We start from the raw sequence: 17,804 nt of genomic DNA on the forward strand, positions 1-17,804 counted from the left end.
CGGCCTCTTTTGTTTCCGCCGATGGGCTGGTGATGACCAATCACCATTGCGCCAATGAGTGTCTCCAGCAGCTTTCCGGCAAAGGGAAGAACTACTTTCAGGATGGCTATAGCGCCAAAAGCCCTGCGGATGAGCAGCGCTGCCCTGCCATGGAGCTGAACCAGCTGGATAGCATCACCGATGTAACGGACCGGATGCAGACGGCCCTGCGCGGCAAGGATGGTGCGGCCTACACCACGGCGCGTCAGGCCGAGGAAAGCGCCATTGAAAAAGAATGCGCCAAGGATGACCCCAAGAAATGGCGCTGCGATGTCATCAGCCTGTATCACGGAGGTCGCACGGCGCTATATCGTTACCGCCGTTATCAGGACGTGCGCATGGTGATGGCGCCGGACCAGAACGCAGCCTTCTTTGGCGGAGATCCGGACAACTTCAACTTCCCGCGTTACGATCTCGATATGGCGTTCATGCGTGTTTACGAAAACGGAAAGCCCGCCAAGGTTGAGGCTTTCCTGCCGTTTGACGCTGCCGGGCCGAAAGAAGGGGAGCTGGTGTTCACCTCCGGCAATCCGGGTTCTACGGAACGTGAAGTGCCGCTGGCGGATCTGGAATTTTCCAGAAACGTGACAGTGCCGTTCATCATTGATAACTATTCCGCACTGGATGGCGCGCTGTGGCAGTACAGCCGGGAAAGCACGGCACATCATCAGGAAGCGCAGGAACGGGTCTTCGGGATTGAGAACAGCCTGAAAGTCTATCGCGGCCGCGTGGACGTTCTGTCTGACCCCAAACTGCTGGATGCCAAGGCAAAAAGTGAAACCAGCCTGCGCGACTGGATCAACGCCGACCCCAAACGCAAGGAAGCCTATGGCGACCCGTGGGCGAAAAACGCCCAGGCGCTGGCCGTCAAGAAGCGTATTTTCAAACCTTACGTGATGCTGGAAGGCGCTTTTGGGATTCAGGGTGAACTGTTCCAGTATGCCAAGCTGCTGGTGCGCGCTGCGAACGAACGCCAGAAACCCGATGCTGAACGTCTGACAGCGTATCATGATGCCCGCCTGCCTGCGCTGGAAGCCGAACTCGGTTCCACGGCCCCGGTCTATCCTGATCTTGAAAAGACAGAACTCGCCTTTTCTCTGACCAAACTGCGGCAGGTGCTGGGTGCGGATGATGAGATGGTGAAGCTGGTTCTGGGTAAGGCTGCCCCGGATGATCTGGCCGAAACGCTGGTCAAAGGCACGAAACTGGCAGACCCCAAGGTGCGTCTGGAGCTCTGGAAAGGTGGGGCAGACGCCATTGCCGCCTCCAAAGATCCGATGATTGTGCTGGCCCGCAGCACCGAACCGCAGACCCGTGCCCTGCGTAAGCAAATGGATGATGAAGTAGCTGCTCCGTCCCGTCAGGCGAGCGAAGCGATGGCTAAGGCCCGTTTTGAGCGCGATGGAGTGTCGTCCTACCCGGATGCCACGTTTACGCAGCGTCTGTCTTTCGGTCAGGTCAGGGGCTGGGATGAAAACGGAAAAGCCGTGCCTGCCTTTACCTATTTCTCCGGCCTGTATGACCGCGCAACCGGGTCTGACCCGTTCAAGCTGACCAAGCCCTGGCTGGACGCCAAGGCGCACGTCAACATGAAAACCCCCTACGATTTTGTCTCAACCAATGACATTATTGGCGGCAATTCAGGTTCTCCGGTCATTGACTCTGAGGGCCATGCCGTGGGTCTGATTTTTGATGGCAACATTCACTCTCTGGGTGGGGATTTCTATTACGATGAAACCACCAACCGTGCTGTTGCTGTCGATACGGCTGCCATTATGGAAGCGCTGAAGGTGGTTTATAAAAATCAGGCGCTGGCTAACGAACTGTCTCAGGGGCATCTCTGAGGCCTGACGACTGATCTGCAAGGCTTCGGCGTATAGAGCGCCGGATTTTGTAGGGTAGCGTGCAGGAGGAACAGGCTCGCGGGGCAATGGCTCTGCGGGCCTGTTTTGCGTTCTGTGCAGGCTCTCTGGAATGCGAGCGACATAAAACCGTAACATGTGTCATTCTTTTCCAGTCAGAAGACTCTACAGTATGATGTTAAGTCTTAAGAGACGATGAGCCCTATGCCCGCAAGGCTGATGCGGGCAGGATGAGGGCAAACAGGGGAGAATGGGTGTGACGACGGGGCAGGACAAAAAGACGGGTCAATCAGCCGGAGCCAAAGTGCCCGCCCGCAGACGCACGCCGGCAGTTCGTCGAACCAGAAAAAAGCCGGCCCAGAAAAAGGTGACGCTGGACATGCCCGAGCGGTTTATCAACCGCGAACTCTCCTGGCTGGCCTTTAACCAGCGTGTGGTGGAAGAGGCGGATAACGCGCGCAACCCGTTGCTGGAGCGCCTGCGTTTTCTGTCCATCAGTGCCAGTAATCTCGATGAATTTTATTCTGTGCGTGTGGCCGGTCTTGTCGGGCAGGTGCGGGAAGGGCTGGTGGCGTTCTCGCCCGATGGTCTGACCCCTGCCGAGCAGCTGGATGCCGTGCGGGAACGCTGCGCGCAGCTTCTGCGTGAACAACAGCGTATCTGGGTAGAACTGCGCGGCCTGCTGGCGGATGCCGGTGTGGTGCTGTGTGAACCGTCTGATCTGGATGAAGCCGACCGCGCCTGGCTGCACACCTGCTTTATGGACCGCGTTTTTCCGGTGCTGACGCCGCTTGCGGTGGACCCGGCGCACCCGCTGCCCTTCATCCCCAACATGGGGCTGGCGCTCGGCCTGCGTCTGCTGCTGGCGGAAAACGGCGCGTTTGCCATGAACGCGCTGATCCTGCTGCCTGCGCAGGTTGAGCGGTTTATTCGCCTGCCCAGCAAAGACGGTGCAGGCAACCGCACGGTGCGCTTCATCCGTCTGGAAAACCTGATTACCCTGTGCATGGACCAGCTTTTCCCCGGCCTTGTGGTGGGGGAAAGCGGTATGCTGCGCGTGGTGCGCGATACCGATGTGGAGTTTGAGGACGAGGCGGAAGACCTTGTCCGCTCTTATGAAAGCGCGCTCAAACGCCGTCGCCGTGGCGTGGTGATCCACCTGGATATGGAAAAGCGCGTGCCGACGGAACTGGCGGACGCCATTGCCTCCGGGCTGGACTTGCCGCCGGAAGAAATTGCCGTCCATTCCGGCATGATCGGTGTGGTGGACCTCAAGCAGATGATTGTGGATGACCGCCCCGATCTCCTGTTCCCGCCCTACACGCCGCGCTTCCCCGAGCGGATTCTGGACTTCAATGGTGATTGTTTTGCCGCCATCCGGGCGAAGGATCTGCTGGTTCATCACCCGTTTGAAAGCTTTGACGTGGTGGTGCAGTTCCTGCGTCAGGCAGCGCTCGACCCCAACGTGATTGCCATCAAGCAGACACTGTATCGCACGTCCCGCGACTCCCCCATCGTCAAGGCGCTGATTGAAGCCGCTGAGGCCGGGAAGTCCGTTACCGCCATGGTGGAACTGCGGGCGCGGTTTGATGAAGAAGCCAATATTCGCCTCTCCCGCGCGCTGGAAGCCGCAGGCGTGCAGGTGGTGTTCGGCTTTGCGGACCTGAAAACCCACGCCAAGCTCAGCCTTGTGGTGCGGCGCGAGGGCAATCAGGTGCGGTCCTACGCGCATTTTGGCACGGGCAATTATCACCCGATTACCGCCAAGATTTACACGGACCTCTCCTTCTTTACCTGCAAGCCGGAACTGGCGCGGGATTCCGCACGCCTGTTCAACTACGTGACCGGCTACGCCATGCCGGCCAAGATGGAAGCCATTTCCTTCTCGCCCATCACTATCCGCAGCACGCTGCGGGAGCTGATTGAGGAAGAAATTGCGCATGTTAAAGCCGGGCGTCCGGGCACCATCTGGCTGAAGATGAATGCGCTGGTGGACCCGGATCTCATTGACTGCCTCTATCGCGCCTCCTGCGCCGGGGTGCGGATTATCGGTGTGATCCGGGGCATCTGCTGCCTGCGGCCGGGGGTGCCGGGGCTTTCTGAAAACATCCGTATCAAATCCATTGTCGGACGTTTTCTGGAACATTCCCGCATTTTCGCATTCGGTAATGGCCATCGCCTGCCGTCCCGCTACGCCAAAGTCTATCTGTCCTCTGCGGACTGGATGACGCGGAACATGGACTGGCGGGTGGAAAGCATGGTGCCCGTCACCAACCCCACGGTGCATGCTCAGATGCTGGGGCAGATCATGGTCTCCAACCTCAAGGACAATCTGCAATCCTGGGGGCTGGAAGCCAGCGGCACATGGCGCAGGCTAACGCCGGGGGCGCGGCCTTTTTCTGCGCATGAATGGTTCATGACGCACCCGTCGCTTTCGGGCCGTGGCTCCGCTGCGCATGAAACGCCCCTCCGCGCACCGGCCTCTCTGCCGACGTCAAAAGACCTGATGTTTGATGACTGATTTCAGTCAGCAGTGCGGGAAAAGCAGAATGCGTGCTTTTGGCATCTGTTCTCGGTTTTCGTGAACGATTTTCGGGAGTAGAGTGCCGCCCATGCAGACTGATATGCCGCGCCGCTCGGCCGTTGTTGATCTTGGGTCCAATTCTGTGCGCCTCGTGGTGTTCGAGGGCGTATCGCGCAACCCTGTGCCTATCTTTAATGAAAAGGCCGTGTTGCGACTGGGCCGGGGCCTGACAGCAACAGGCAAGCTGAATGAAGAAGGCGTGCAGATGGCCATGGAAGTGCTCAGCCGCTTCCACGCTATTGCCCGTGCTATGGATGCGGACCCGTTTGAAATTCTGGCGACTGCTGCAGTAAGGGATGCGCTGAACGGGCCGGAGTTTGTCGACGCCCTGCGCAGGAACATGCCGGGGGTGCCCATCCGTATTCTGAGCGGGGAAGAAGAGGCCGATCACTCCGCCATTGGCGTGATGTGCGGCATTCCTGGCGCAAAGGGGCTGGTGGCCGATGTGGGCGGCGGCTCTCTGGAGTTGATCCGTCTGGCGGAAGATGGCCGCCATGATGCCAATACCCTGCCGCTGGGCGTTATCCGCCTGAGTGACCGCGCCAGGGGAGACCTCGGCGTGGCGCGCACGCTGGCGGATGAGGATATCGGGCGCGTCAAATGGCTGTCTCAGGTCAAGGGGAACACGCTGTATCTGGTTGGCGGGGCATTCCGTGCGCTGGCCCGCCTGCATATTGCCCGCATGCAGTATCCGCTGAATATCGTGCATTATTATACGCTGGGGCTGGAAGAAGCGCGGGAGATGACCGGCTGGCTGCTGCATGCGCAGCGCCGCAGTCTGGAACGTCTGCCCGGTGCCCCCAAAAAACGTCTGGATGATGTACCGTTTGCCGCGACTGTGCTGCGCAGATTGCTGCGTAAGGTGCAGCCGGACCGGGTGGTGTTCTGCGTGGATGGCCTGCGGGAGGGGTGGTACATGCTGAATGTCGCCCCGGACTGCCTGCCGCAGGACCCGATGGACGTTGTGGCGCGGGATATGTGTGCCCGTCTGGGCCGTAGCAATACGCTGCCGGATGTGCTCTGCCGCTGGACGGATGGCCTGCTGCCCAAGGAAAGCAGGCAGGAGCAGCATCTGCGGCGCATTGCCTGCCTTCTCTCGGATGTTGGCAGTCACGATCACCCGGAATATCGGGCAGAGCAGACCTACTGGCGTATCCTGCGCATGCAGGGCGTGGGGTTTGATCATGAATCGCGGGCCTGGCTTTCTCTGGCACTGGCCGTGCGGTATGCGGCGGATACCAATGCAGAGTTTCTGGGAACGTCCCGCACGTTGCTGAGTGAGGCCGCATGGCGGCGCGCCATCGTGCTGGGGCAGGCGCTGCGTCTGGCGTATTCCCTTTCCGGTGGGACGGCGGTGTTGCTGGATGGCACGGCTCTGCTCTGGCAGCGCAAGGAGCTTGTGCTCAAACTTGTGTCATCCCGTGTGGCTGTGCGGGGGGAAACCGTGGGGCGTGGACTGGCCCGGCTGGGTCAGGCGCTGGATGTTTCCACCCGCTTTGAGTCTGATCTGGAAGCCTGATACAGCCTTTTGCCTGTTCTCTGTCAGGAGCAGATGTGTGCGGGGAGCAGGGCATAGAGGCTCTGCGCCGGCGGGCACAGTCATGGGACTGGACAAGCTGCGGCGTTCTGGGCACCTTAAATTTCAGACATCTGCCGGGGATGGGGATTTATGACCAGTAGTCAGGGGAAAAAGTGACGTGTCTTCTGATGAGATAGCCGATCCGACAGTGCAGAATGATGCGTCCGTGCGGCGTGTCCTGCTGCATCTGGTCCTGCCGTTTGGCTCGCTGCTGCTGGTTGTAGGGGCAATTGTGGCCATTGGGCTGCATTCCTACCGCTCCACGCGGACCGGTGTGGTCTCGCTGACCCATGAGCTTCTGGGCGCGGTCCAGCAGAATATTTCTCAGGAAGTGTCTGATTACATCATGCCCGCCGTGGCGGGGAACGTCATCGCCAGTGGCATGATTGCGCATGCGCCGCCGCAGGTAGCGGACCGGGTGTTTAATTCCTATGGCGCGGCCATGCTGCAAAGCGTGCCGCAGTTGCAGTCCTTCTATCTGGGGGATGAAGACGGCCATTTCCGCCTGATTACCCGCGGGCCTGATGGCAAAAATGAGGAACGTACCACGTTTGAAGTGCGTGATGGCAAGCAGGTCTATCACCGCGAATTCTATACGAATGACGGCGTAAAAACGGGTGAGGAATACACGGACGCAACCGGGTATGACCCGCGCAAGCGCCCGTGGTACAGCAATACGGAAGGCAAGACGGACGTCCAGTGGACGCAGCCTTATCTGTTCCCCTCCGCGCGCCAGTTTGTCATGACAAGCTCGCTGCGGTTTAAGGCCGCAAACGGGCACACCTATGTTTTTGCGACCAATATTTCCCTGAATGAACTCAGCACGTTTCTGGATCATCTGAAGGTCGGCAAGACCGGGAACGCCATTATTCTGGACAGTAAGGGCCGGGTTATGGCGGGGCGTAACATCATGCAGCAGGCGGAAGCTGCCGGGTGGGACCCCAACAAGATGGTGCTGGACCCCAAGACCCATCCGGTTTTTGCCCGTGGGTATGACCATTACCGGGTGCGGGGCTTTGGCCCGCGTAGTTTTGAGCTGAACGGCAAACGCTATGTGACCATTGCCTCCCCGCTGAAAAGTTCTGCAGAGGGCTGGATTTTACTGCTGTCCGCCCCGGAAAATGACTTTGCCAGTTTTGCCCGCCAGAGCAGCCAGCAGAGCCTGCAATTTGCCGGGATTATCATAGTGTTCTCGCTGGCGCTGGCCGGGTTCCTTGTGCGGCAGGTGCGGCGTTCGGAACGAATGGCGCGCAAACTGGCGCAGCAGGGCGTGCAGATTACGCATGAAAGTGCAGCAGTGCAGCAGGTGGCCGTCACGCCGCGTCTGTTTGACCCGACTGCCGAACCTCTGGTGCTCACAGAACAGCTTGCGCACGTTACGGATGCGCGCCGGGCCAGTGTCTGGCGCCTGCTGCATGACGGGCAGGCGCTAATCTGTGAAGATTCCTATGATCAGAAACAGGATGCGCATTCCGGTGGTTTTGAAATGTCCCGCGCGGAACTGGGGGCGTTTTTTGAAGCCATTGAATCCGGGGATGTGCTGAGCGTGGAAAACGCGGCGGCAGATAATCGGACAACGCAGTTCGAGCGGCTGGTCATGCGTGAACTGGGCACCCGTATGCTCGCCATTTATCCCATTCATGGTCCGAAAGGCATTATCGGTGCCGTGGTGCTGGAAGATGCCCATATGGCCCCGCATCTGGTGTATTTTGTGGACCTGATGGCCTCTATTGCCGGGGTCAGACTGGCTGAAACGACGGAAGACACCACCACCGGGCACGGCCTGCCTGCCGATGAAGTTCCCGGTGCGGTCAATTCCGCCAGACCGCAGCCGCCACCGCAGTATGATAATATGCTGATGCGTGCGCCGCAGGTGGCTGGCGTGACGACGTCCGGGATCTATCCGTCCGTTGCCGTGCTGGTCATTACCTTCTCCGATCCTGTGGTGGATGGGGATGCGGAAACGCAGGCGCTCCTGACGTTGATCAACCAGCTGGCCACGGATGTGCAGCGCATCTCCAAGGAGCGCGGCCTGTTTGGCGTGGAAGTGGCTGGCCATCGCATGATCTGCATGGCGGGCTGCACCACGGAGGAAGATCCGACCGCCATTATCCGCATTGCCGATGCTGCGCTGACCATGCGGGAAACCTTCATGGCAGCACTCGCGGCCGCTAATCTGGAACCCGTGTTTGCCATGGGGCTGGATTACGGCGCAGCCTTTGGTGGTGCTGTGGGGGAAGAGCCGAAAGTGTTCAACCTGTGGGGGCAGACGGTCTCTCTGGCGGAACTGATGGCGCAGGGCGCGACAGATGGCGGCACCATTCAGGTAACAGACCGGGTGTATCAGGCGCTGCGTGACCGGTATCTGTTCCGCTCTCGCGGGTCCTTCTTTGCGCCGCATCTTGGGCTGGGTCGGGCCTATGTTCTGGCGGCGCGCCGATGAGTGGCTCGAACGAACCACGTAGTCCGGGGGGGGAGCGGGACCCGATTTTAGAGGCAGATGCCTCCACCCATCCGCAGCACAGGCAGAAGTTCGTGCTGCATGAGTGGGTGCGGGAGAAGCTGGCCTGGACAGGCCGCCTGACGCGGCGGCAGATCCGCTTTTTCCTGATCATGCTGGGGGCAAGCTGGGGCGTTATTTTTGAGAGTTTTCGCTCTCATTCCTGGCGGCGGACCGTGCGTTACGAGTTCGGCACAACCCTCAACAGCGTGATTGGCGGCGGCCTGATCGCCACTATGTTTGCGGGCACACTGACGGGCGTGGCTGCGGTCTCGCAGACCATTTACTGGCTGGGTCTGGCGGGCATGGCCAAGATGACCGGCACCATTCTGATTGATGTGGTCATTCGGGAAATTGCGCCCATTCTGGTGGGCATCCTGCTGCTGGGCCGCAACGGCATGCTCTCCGTCACGGAGCTGGGCCTGCTAACGACAGGGGGAGAAATCCGCTCCATGCAGGCGCAGGGGCTGGACCCGTTTCTGCTGCTGGTCATGCCGCGCACGCTGGCGTTTACCGTGGGCGGCTTTACGCTTGGGATCCTGTTCTCCTTCGCCGCACTGGTTACGGGCTATATCATCAGCCGCATGTCCGGTGTGGTGACCAATCCGGTCTGGACGTTTCTCTATGACGTGATTACCGCCATGTCCCACGCGGATTATCTGGTGATCCCGCTCAAATTCATCACCGTCGGGTTTGTGGTGGGGCTGGGCGGCTGCCTGACCGGTCTGACCGCCACCAATGAAGATAATCTGCGCACCCTCCTGCCGCGAGGCTTCTCCCGCGGAATGCTGATTGTGATGGCTGTCAGCGTGCTGTTCAGTCTGGACTTGTAAGATGGATACACGCACTGCCGGACCGCTGCTGGAACTGAACAAGGCTGTGCCCTCTTTTGAGGAAAGCGGCCTGCCGCCCGTGCCCTTCAGCATGAAGCTGATGCCGGGGGACTGTATGGTGGTGGAAACCCGCTCCAGTTCCCGCGCCACCATGTTTGCGGATCTGTGCTGCGGGCTTGTGCCGCTGGACGCAGGTGTTGTGAAGTTTATGGGGCTCGACTGGTCAGACCTGCATGACCGGGAAATGAATGCCCTGCGTGGGCGCATAGGTCGTATTACCCGCAGGCCCAGCTGGCCAGAGTTCCTGAACACGCACCTTGCCATCACCCTGCAGCAACTGCACCATACCACCCGCCCGATGGATGAGGTTGTGGCGGAAGCGGCCCGGCTGGCGGAATGGTTTGGTCTGCCCGGCCTGCCGGTTTTGCCGCCCAGCCGGTTGTCGGATTCTGATTTGCTGCGGGCGGCCTGCGTGCGGGCTTTTATAGGGCACCCCCGGTTGCTGCTTCTGGAAGACCCGCTGGAAGCAAGTCCTGTGGAACTGCAAAATCCGTTTCTCAGTGCGATAACGGACGCGCGGGACAAGGGGGCTGGTGTAATCTGGCTGGTGCGTAATAATGCCATCTGGCAGGGCTACCGACAGGGGATTACGAGTATGTGGCGCCTGGCTGATGACGGGCTTGTAGAAGTACGGACGGCATAATGTTCCAGATCCGCTTACGACAGAAAGTCAAACCACTCATTTCTCTGCGCTATGCGGATGAATGGGTTGGGTTCCTCGTGCTGCTCAGCGTGGTGCTGTTTGCTGGCGCCGTGGTTGAGGCCGGGGTGCTGCAAAACTGGCTGACACCGCCAGCGCGGCTGCACGTCACGCTGCCAGCCTCTGGCGTGGGCGGCCTGACTGTAGGGAGTGACGTGCAACTGCTCGGCACCCATGCCGGCACCATTCGCGCCGTCAAGCTCAACCCCTCGGGTGAGATGTATGCTCAGGTGGATCTGGACCCGCAGGCCAAACCGTTTATCCGGCGGGACAGCACAGCCATTATCCGCAAGCAGTTTATTGTGACGGGTTCTTCCTATCTGGAACTCAGCCGTGGGCATGGGGATGCGATGGACTGGAGCTATGCGGTGCTGAGCGCCACACCTGCTCCCAACCCGGCGGACCAGATTACAGCCACGCTGAATGATATTCAGGCCCAGATCATGCCGGCCATTGCCAGTGCCCGGCACATGATGGCCGAGCTGGACGCCACCATGACGGACATGCACGCGGGCAAGGGCACCGTGGGGCAATTGCTGACCAATGATGAACTGCTCAAGCAGGCGCAGGCAGCAGCGGTTTCTCTGAACACCGTGATTGATCGCCTCAAGCCGATTGAACAGCAGGTGTCCGGCATCATGACCAAGACGGATGGCACCATGAACAATCTGCGCTCTGCCTCGCATGACCTGAAAGGGGCCACCCCGCATCTGCCCGCTATTGCAGGCAGCGTGGAGGCCAGCACGGCTGATCTGCCCGCATTGCTGGCGCAGGCCCAAACCACGCTTTACGGGCTGGAGAAGCTGACTGATCAGTTGCGTGGCATGTGGCTGCTGGGTGGCCAGAAAACCAGCAAGAAAAACCGCCTTGCACCCCGGCAGGTGCGGCCATGAGGCGCGTTCGCGCACTGACCCTGCTTGCGCCCTTGCTGCTGGCAGGGTGCGGCGGAGGGGCTGTGGAAGCACCCTCTGCGCGGGATGACGCCGCGTGGGATCAGGCGATGACGGCCGGGCAGGATTCCTTTGAGCTGGGGCGCTACAGCGTCGCTATTACCCAGTATCGCAAGGCAGCCGATCTGGCTTTGCTGCGGGATGATGGCGTCGCGGCGTCCGAAGCAGGGTATGATCTTGCCGTGTCGCAACTGGCGGGGGATGACCCGGCGGCAGCGGTTGAAACCGTGCAGACCACCCGGCAGGCTGCCGCTGTGCGCGGGCAGACGGCGCGTCCGGAATTTGATCTGATTGAAGCGGCGGCCCGGTACCGCCTGCGGCAATACCCGCAGGCGATTGCGTTGGCATCTGGCGGCATGGCCTCCACCGATACAGCCTATGCGGCTCGTTCCGCCCTCGTGCTGGGGCTGGCGGCGGATGCGGGGCAGGATGCAACGGCGTTCCAGAAGGCGCTGGCCTATTTTAACGGATTGAAGCCGCCGCTGTCCCGCACGGAGCAGGCGGATAAGGCGGAAATTCAGGCGCGTGCCGTTCTGGTGTCCAACCCGGCGCAGGCGGAGCAACTGGCTGAGCAGGCTGCGACCCTGCGGCGGGATGACGCCTCTTATCGGGATATGTCCCGTGCCTTGGCTCTGGCGGGGCAGGCAGCAGATCGCAGTGGCGACCACCAGAAAGCCGCCAGCTTGTGGGCGCGGGCTGCACAGAGCGCCTCCATGCAGGCTAACTCCGCCAATACGGTGGATGCTGCAACCGTCACGCAGGGTTCGAGCCTGCTGCGCGGCGGGGCGACAACAGCGGAGAGCGATGCGGCGCAATGGGCGCATCTGGCGGGTGGCGTCTCCCTGCATCCGTTTGCGGAGCCGAAGAAGCAATAAGCAAAATCGCTGCAAAGTGATGCGGATTTGCTATGCGTAATTGATGGAAGCAAGCCTTTCTGAGGCCGTGTATTACCGTTTGATCGCAGGGTCGCGCGGCATGGCGGCCTTTCAGACCAGAAGGGCGGACATGAAAAGCGTATTTCAAAAGCTGAAGGAAAAGCGCCAGGCGCGGCTGACGGCGCGTTACAATAGGCTGGACGATACGCCGCTTGAAGAGACAGGCAAGAAGTCTCATTTCACCACCAAGGAAGCCATGCGCCGGTTCCGGGCGCATGCGCTGGTGGAAGAAAAAGGCCATCGTGATGTGGTACGTGTCGGCCTGTCCGATAGTGTCTGGACGGACCTGTATCACCACGCTTTGACGGCAAGCTGGACGGCTTTTGTTTATACATCAGTTATTTTCTATTTTCTGATCAATCTGTTCTTTGCCCTGCTGTATCTGATCGCCCCTTCTCAGGTGACGGGGGATGGCCAGCATACGCTGCTTTCCCTGTTCTTCTTTAGCGTGCAGACCCTCTCCACCGTCGGGTATGGCGGCATGGTGCCGGTGGGGCCCTATGCCAACATTGTGGTCTCGTTTGAGGTGCTGGTGGGCATGATGATCAACGCGTTGGCAACAGGCGTTGTGTTTGCCCGTTTTGCCCGCCCACGGGCGCGCATCATGTTCAGCAATACAGCGGTTATCAGTAATGAAAACGGCATTCCGGCGCTCTGTATTCGCATTGCCAACCTGCGGCTGAGCGTCATTTTATCCGTGGATGTGGAAGTCTCGCTGTCCCGACTGGTCATGAGTGAAAACGGGCATCTGGTAAGGCAGTTTGACCAGCTTTTGCTGGTGCAGTCGCACGTGCCGGTGCTGCGGTTTGCGTTTGTCATGGCGCATGTCATCGGGCCGGAAAGCCCGCTGCACGGCAAAAGCATGGCGGAACTGGAAAAGGAAGAAGCCGAAATTGTCGTGACCGTAACCGGCACGGACGAGGCGCTGGGCCAGACCGTGTTTGCCCGAACCGCGTATCGGTTTGACCGCGTACACCACAATCATCGGTTTGTGGATATCGTTCTCTCCCGCCCGGATGGACGGATTGCTGTGGATTACACGCGCTTTCACGATATCGAAAAACACTGAGAGCGACTTTAGAGCGGTCTTTCAGGCCGCTGAAGGCAGGTGAAAGCGGCGGGTTGTGTCCAGAAAGGTGACATTGTCCGCCAGTTCCCGCTTCATCACTTCCAGACTGCCCACGGCACGGGTCAGGTCCATTTGTAAGGACAGGTTGGGCTCCCGCAGGGCGGCAGGGCGTAGCTGCGCCAGCGCTTTGGCCGCGGTCTCCGCAGGCCGTGTGGTGTGACCATGCAGAGTGGCGATACTGTGCATCACAGACTGCAAGAGTTGAGTCTGTTCTGGCGATAGGTCGTGATGCTCCAGCACATGCTGAATACGCAGCACCAGTAGCCCGACCGTCATGATCCCCATTGCCCCGGCCAGATAGGCTTCCGTCAGCGCATCGGGTTTAACGCCGGCATGATGAATAATCTGCGCAATGCGTCCGCAGGAGCGGGCCATCCATTCTGCCGGAGTAAACGGGCTTTTCTGCGCGGCCAGCCTGCGTAAATCCCGCACCAGTTTGCGGCGCAGGCGCCAGCGTTCGGCAGCGGCATCAAATGGCAGCACAAGGCGGAAAGCCCAGACCCCCAGCGCAATGCCCAGAACAACAGCCGGGGTGGTGTTGAACCAGATAATCTCATTCATGCGGCTATGGTTGGCCGGGCCGATCATGAACGGCATGAAATTGTTATAGGCTGCGGCGGTACCAATGGAATTTGGCGCGCGGAGGGCAAGACCGCCCACCAGCATGGGGAAAAACAGAGAGGCCAGCAGGGTCTCATTACTGGCCTGATCCGGCAGGACCAGAAACACTAAAAACCATGAAACAACGGCAGCCCAGACAGCCCCCCTCAGAAAACCACTTGAGGCCAGAACAGGATTTTCAAAAGAGGAAAAGCGTGTGCTAGTCACGGCCACAAACATGGCCAGCGTGGAGCCATCCGGCCAGGCGGTGACTTCCCAGATCAGACCACCAATGCAGATGGCAGCGGCGGCTCGCAAGCCATTGTTGAGCGCCAGAACAGGATCTTTTTCAATGTGCTGCGCAAAACGGAAGTGGTCTTTAGGGCTGGGTTCCTGCGTTGCAATAAAATGCTCAAGGGCTTCATCCAGTTCCAGAATGAGCTTTGCAAGAGCGGTTGCCAGAATGCGGCTTTCCAGCAGGTCACGCATCAGCTCTTCGGAACTGTTCGGATGCGTTCTCGCCTGTTCAAAAAGGATCAGCGTATCCGTGGCGGTTTGCAGACAGTTTGTGCGGGCGTGATACAGGTCTGCCCGGATCTGTCGCGCGGCGTCTACCGGATCAGAATTTTTCAGGTGATCGGGAATAGTTTTCAGGATTTGTGCAAAGTCGGAGAGCGATTTTTTAAACGTCTGGGGTGGCGGGGCGGCGGCTTCCATATGGATATGCATGCTCAGCCCACGCGCCAGAAAGGTCGAGATACTGGCCAGAACGGCGCGGGCGTGGTCGCCCACATGCGCATGTGGGCCTAACTCGATCTCACTAAATTCTACCTGATCGGCCAGAGAGGGGATGCTGCCCATCAGCGCGCGGGAGCGGAACAGGCCATCCTTTTCTCCCAGCAGCAAACCGGTCATGCTCAGGCAGGCGCCGCTGAGAGCGTCCTGCAAGCGACTGCGAATTTCTTCATGCGCAACAGTATTCAGGCGAGGGGCGAACAGGCCCGCCAGAGTGCTTTCACACACAATGCCCAGCGTGATGTAGGTGGTGCGGGACATGGCGATCATAAACACATTGTCCGGCTGGTTGGCCGCACTCAGCACAATGATGGTGCAGGTAAAGGCCACCAGAACCAGCGCGTAGGACCGGAAGTTGCGCAGAAACGTCGCTTCCGCGCAGCAGGCCCCGGCTCCTAAGGCCAGCAGGGGGAACAGCAGCCAGGGTTCCTGCGGAAAGGCGGCCAGAAAGGCAATGCCACATATCGCACCAATACAGGTGCCAATCAGTCGCCATTTGGCTTTGGAAATACTTTGTCCGCGCGAATTCTGCGCCACAATCCATGTGGTCATGGCGGCCCATTGCGGGCTGTCCAGCTCCAGCCACAGCGCAAGGCTCAGCGCCAGCAGGGCCGCAAAGGTTGTGCGCAGAGCAAACCCCAGATTGGCCGGGGAGGGCGCAATCAGCCAGGCAAGGGGGGCATTTTCTGAAAGACCGGTTCGGCCCTGTGAGAGTCTGGTGGCCCACGCACGTATCTGCTGCGAAAGGCGATCAGAGAATGAAGACACATGCACGGACCGATTATTCCTCCAAGCCTTCTGTTATAACATGAAGGTGAGGGTCCGGTACATATTAAAATAGTTTTTCAAAACGGGGAGAAATGCGTTCCCCCTTACGCCGCCTTGTAGGGCTTGGAGGCATCAAGGAACACGGCGTTAGCATCCAGCTCGTGCGAGACGACGATCAGATATGCAATGGCGCGGGTCAGTTCGATACGGGTGGTGATGTTGGGTTCCATCGCTTCGATACGGCGCAGCGTATTGGTGGCGAGGCGTGCGCTCTGAGCGGTGCGGCCATATTTACCTGTAAAGCGGCTCATGCGGGCCATCACGACTTCAATCGGTCTGCGGGCTGAACGCGGAATCTGGTTACGTTCAAGCAGATTACGCAGTCGGATAATGTTGAGGCCGATGGTCATGGCGGCCAGTGTGCCCTGCAAGCAGCCCTCAATGGTAGGAGAGGGCGTTGGGCCTGCATGACGGATCAGGCGGGCAAAGCGGTCAATGTTCCGGCCAATCCAGTTCTGGTTAAGCGGAATGGGTTCGGCAGAGGCCAGAGTGCGCAGGTCACGCAGCAGGGTGCGGCGCATGCGCCAGCGTTCTGCCGCACTGCTGAACGGCATGACCGCCCGGAACATGATAACGGCAAACGCCACCCCTAGCAGAATAGCGGCGGTGGTGTTGAACCAGGCAATTTCGTTTTCACGTCCCTGATTGAACGGGTGAACGAAGTTGGGCAGCAGCAGGGTATAGGCGGCGGCGTGCAGGGCCGTGCCGGCATTCCGACTGGCCAGCCCGCCTGCAATCATGGGCAGGGCAAGGGAGGCGACCAGCATCTCGTAATTTTCCTGCGTGGGCAGCACCACAAACACAAGAAAGAAGGAAACGAGGGCCGCCCAGAGGCTCCCCACCATGAACTGCGTTGTGGCCACAACCGGATTTTCACGGGTGGCGAACAGGCCGCAGACAATGGCGACAAAGGTGATAAAGCCGAGGCCTGCGGACCATGCGGTGACTTCCCACACCAGACCCGCACTAGTAATGGCGACCGCCGCACGGATGCCGTTATACATGGCCTCGCGCTTATCCACATGGGACTGGAGGCGGAAGTGGAAGTGGTCTCCGCGGATAAAGTGCTGGCTGGCGTCATATTCCCGAATGGCCTGTTCCAGCTCACCCAGCAATTCATCCAGCGCGTTGTGCAGAATACGGCCATCCAGCAGCGCCTGAATTTCCGGATTATCCTGTACGCGGACCTGCTGCATGCTGATTTCGGTCGTCAGCGCATCCACAATCTGCTGCCGACATTCCCCCCGGATCAGGCGCAGGTTTTCCAGCAGATGCTGGACGGTATCGTCAGTTTCCAGCTGGGGCGGCAGGGCGTTGAGAAAAGCGCTGACTCTGGCCGCTGTGGCGCGGAAAACCGGCTGGTCTGTCTCCACATATTGCAGCCGGACGGCCATACCCAGACCGCGGGAAAGCAGCACGGAAACAGCGGCGAGGGCAGCGCGGGCGTGGTCGCCCTCATGCCCGTGCGGGCCCATTTCCACTTCGGAAAATTCAATCTGGTCATTGATGGACAGAATGGGGCCGAACATGGCGCGGGAGCGCACAAGGGCTTCATCATCCCCGGAGAGCAGGCTTGAGACGGAGCCGGAGACATTCCCGAGCGCTGTGCGCAGTTTGTCACGGATGTTCCGGCGGGCTGTGGCGGCCAGATTATGGGCGAACAGCCCCGCCAGAACGCTCTCACACGTAATGCCCAGCACAATATACGTGGCGCGGGACATGGCTGTCATGAACACGTTGGCGGGGTTGGGAATGGCCCCAATGGCAATGATGGCGCAGGTGTACCCGGCCAGAACCAGCGCGTAAGAGCGGAAGTTACGGACCAGCGTTGCCATCGTACAGCAAAGCCCTACCCAGATCCCCAGAGCCGGGAAGAACAGCCAGGCCTGCTGGATAAAGGCGGAAATCAGCGTGATGGACATCACCACGCCAATGGCGGTGCCGACCAGTCGCCATTTCGCTTTGGAAATACTTTCCCCGCGGGAGCCCTGCGCCACAATCCAGACGGTCATGGCGGCCCATTGCGGGTCATCCAGTTCCACCCACAGCGCAATGATCAGGGCGATCAGCGCCGCGGCGGTGGTGCGCACGGCAAAGCCGAGTGCGGGAAGGGATGGGGCAAACAGCCATCGCAGCCGGCCACTCTGCTGCTCGCCGGGGCGGCGCAGCGGGCGCAGATGGCGCAAGGGGCCGATGCGGTCGAGAAGGAAGACGGGGAGACTGGGCAAAGGTGCTACTTTTTCGGCTGCGGCTGTTTGAAGCGTTTCAGACTTTCAAAGTAGCCCGATTCCCTGAATTTTCCTTGAGGTGTCAGACGCATATCAGCTATCGGTCCATCTCAGTGGGGTGCCGGGATGATAAGAAAGGCAGTTATTGATCTCGCACATGACTGCTATTTGGTCCATGATCA

11 protein-coding genes are annotated in these 17,804 nt (G+C 59.7%); 9 read left to right on the forward strand and 2 right to left on the reverse strand.

What is annotated here, in order from left to right; genetic code table 11:
• The 9 genes from AD928_RS08590 to AD928_RS08630 form a co-directional block, all read left to right on the forward strand.
• On the forward strand, nucleotides 1–1,883 hold a 1,883-nt coding region (locus AD928_RS08590; RefSeq protein WP_062249810.1), incomplete at its 5' end, for a S46 family peptidase.
• A gap of 268 nt (nucleotides 1,884–2,151) precedes the next feature.
• Complete coding sequence (locus AD928_RS08595) at nucleotides 2,152–4,422, forward strand: RNA degradosome polyphosphate kinase (RefSeq protein ID WP_062249812.1); 2,271 nt, start codon at nucleotides 2,152–2,154, stop codon at nucleotides 4,420–4,422.
• Nucleotides 4,423–4,513: 91 nt separating this feature from the next.
• A complete protein-coding gene (locus tag AD928_RS08600; protein ID WP_062249814.1) occupies nucleotides 4,514–6,004 on the forward strand; it encodes a Ppx/GppA family phosphatase in 1,491 nt (496 codons plus the stop codon).
• 178 nt (nucleotides 6,005–6,182) lie between these two features.
• Nucleotides 6,183–8,507, forward strand: a complete 2,325-nt coding sequence (locus tag AD928_RS08605; protein ID WP_062249816.1) for an adenylate/guanylate cyclase domain-containing protein — start codon at nucleotides 6,183–6,185, stop codon at nucleotides 8,505–8,507.
• Nucleotides 8,504–9,397 carry an MlaE family ABC transporter permease gene (locus AD928_RS08610; RefSeq protein WP_062249818.1) on the forward strand — a complete coding sequence of 298 codons (894 nt, stop codon included), beginning with the start codon at nucleotides 8,504–8,506 and terminating at the stop codon, nucleotides 9,395–9,397. Before AD928_RS08605 ends, AD928_RS08610 begins: the two co-directional genes overlap by 4 nt.
• Nucleotide 9,398: 1 nt before the next feature.
• Complete coding sequence (locus AD928_RS08615) at nucleotides 9,399–10,100, forward strand: ABC transporter ATP-binding protein (protein ID WP_062249821.1); 702 nt, start codon at nucleotides 9,399–9,401, stop codon at nucleotides 10,098–10,100.
• Nucleotides 10,100–11,050 carry an MlaD family protein gene (locus tag AD928_RS08620; RefSeq protein WP_062140846.1) on the forward strand — a complete coding sequence of 317 codons (951 nt, stop codon included), beginning with the start codon at nucleotides 10,100–10,102 and terminating at the stop codon, nucleotides 11,048–11,050. Before AD928_RS08615 ends, AD928_RS08620 begins: the two co-directional genes overlap by 1 nt.
• Complete coding sequence (locus AD928_RS08625) at nucleotides 11,047–11,982, forward strand: hypothetical protein (protein WP_062249824.1); 936 nt, start codon at nucleotides 11,047–11,049, stop codon at nucleotides 11,980–11,982. Before AD928_RS08620 ends, AD928_RS08625 begins: the two co-directional genes overlap by 4 nt.
• Nucleotides 11,983–12,238: 256 nt before the next feature.
• Nucleotides 12,239–13,111: an ion channel gene (locus tag AD928_RS08630; RefSeq protein ID WP_231866215.1), complete on the forward strand. Its 873-nt coding sequence runs from the start codon at nucleotides 12,239–12,241 to the stop codon at nucleotides 13,109–13,111.
• Between the two features lie 21 nt (nucleotides 13,112–13,132).
• On the opposite strand, the gene AD928_RS08635 is transcribed toward AD928_RS08630, so the two are convergent.
• Both AD928_RS08635 and AD928_RS08640 read right to left on the reverse strand, forming a co-directional pair.
• Nucleotides 13,133–15,301 carry an FUSC family protein gene (locus AD928_RS08635; RefSeq protein ID WP_407639265.1) on the reverse strand — a complete coding sequence of 723 codons (2,169 nt, stop codon included), beginning with the start codon at nucleotides 15,299–15,301 and terminating at the stop codon, nucleotides 13,133–13,135.
• A 137-nt stretch (nucleotides 15,302–15,438) separates the two neighbouring features.
• Complete coding sequence (locus AD928_RS08640) at nucleotides 15,439–17,622, reverse strand: FUSC family protein (RefSeq protein ID WP_062249828.1); 2,184 nt, start codon at nucleotides 17,620–17,622, stop codon at nucleotides 15,439–15,441.
• Nucleotides 17,623–17,804: the final 182 nt, after the last annotated feature.

The sequence above is a fragment of the Acetobacter cerevisiae genome (genome assembly GCF_001580535.1).
Taxonomy (GTDB): domain Bacteria; phylum Pseudomonadota; class Alphaproteobacteria; order Acetobacterales; family Acetobacteraceae; genus Acetobacter; species Acetobacter cerevisiae.

What these genes read in the sequence shown, in the direction of transcription:
- AD928_RS08595 (WP_062249812.1), top strand. Translation starts at nt 2,152, where the DNA reads ATGGGTGTGACGACGGGGCAGGACAAAAAGACGGGTCAATCAGCCGGA.
- AD928_RS08600 (WP_062249814.1), top strand. Translation starts at nt 4,514, where the DNA reads ATGCAGACTGATATGCCGCGCCGCTCGGCCGTTGTTGATCTTGGGTCC.
- AD928_RS08610 (WP_062249818.1), top strand. Translation starts at nt 8,504, where the DNA reads ATGAGTGGCTCGAACGAACCACGTAGTCCGGGGGGGGAGCGGGACCCG.
- AD928_RS08615 (WP_062249821.1), top strand. Translation starts at nt 9,399, where the DNA reads ATGGATACACGCACTGCCGGACCGCTGCTGGAACTGAACAAGGCTGTG.
- AD928_RS08620 (WP_062140846.1), top strand. Translation starts at nt 10,100, where the DNA reads ATGTTCCAGATCCGCTTACGACAGAAAGTCAAACCACTCATTTCTCTG.
- AD928_RS08625 (WP_062249824.1), top strand. Translation starts at nt 11,047, where the DNA reads ATGAGGCGCGTTCGCGCACTGACCCTGCTTGCGCCCTTGCTGCTGGCA.
- AD928_RS08630 (WP_231866215.1), top strand. Translation starts at nt 12,239, where the DNA reads ATGCGCCGGTTCCGGGCGCATGCGCTGGTGGAAGAAAAAGGCCATCGT.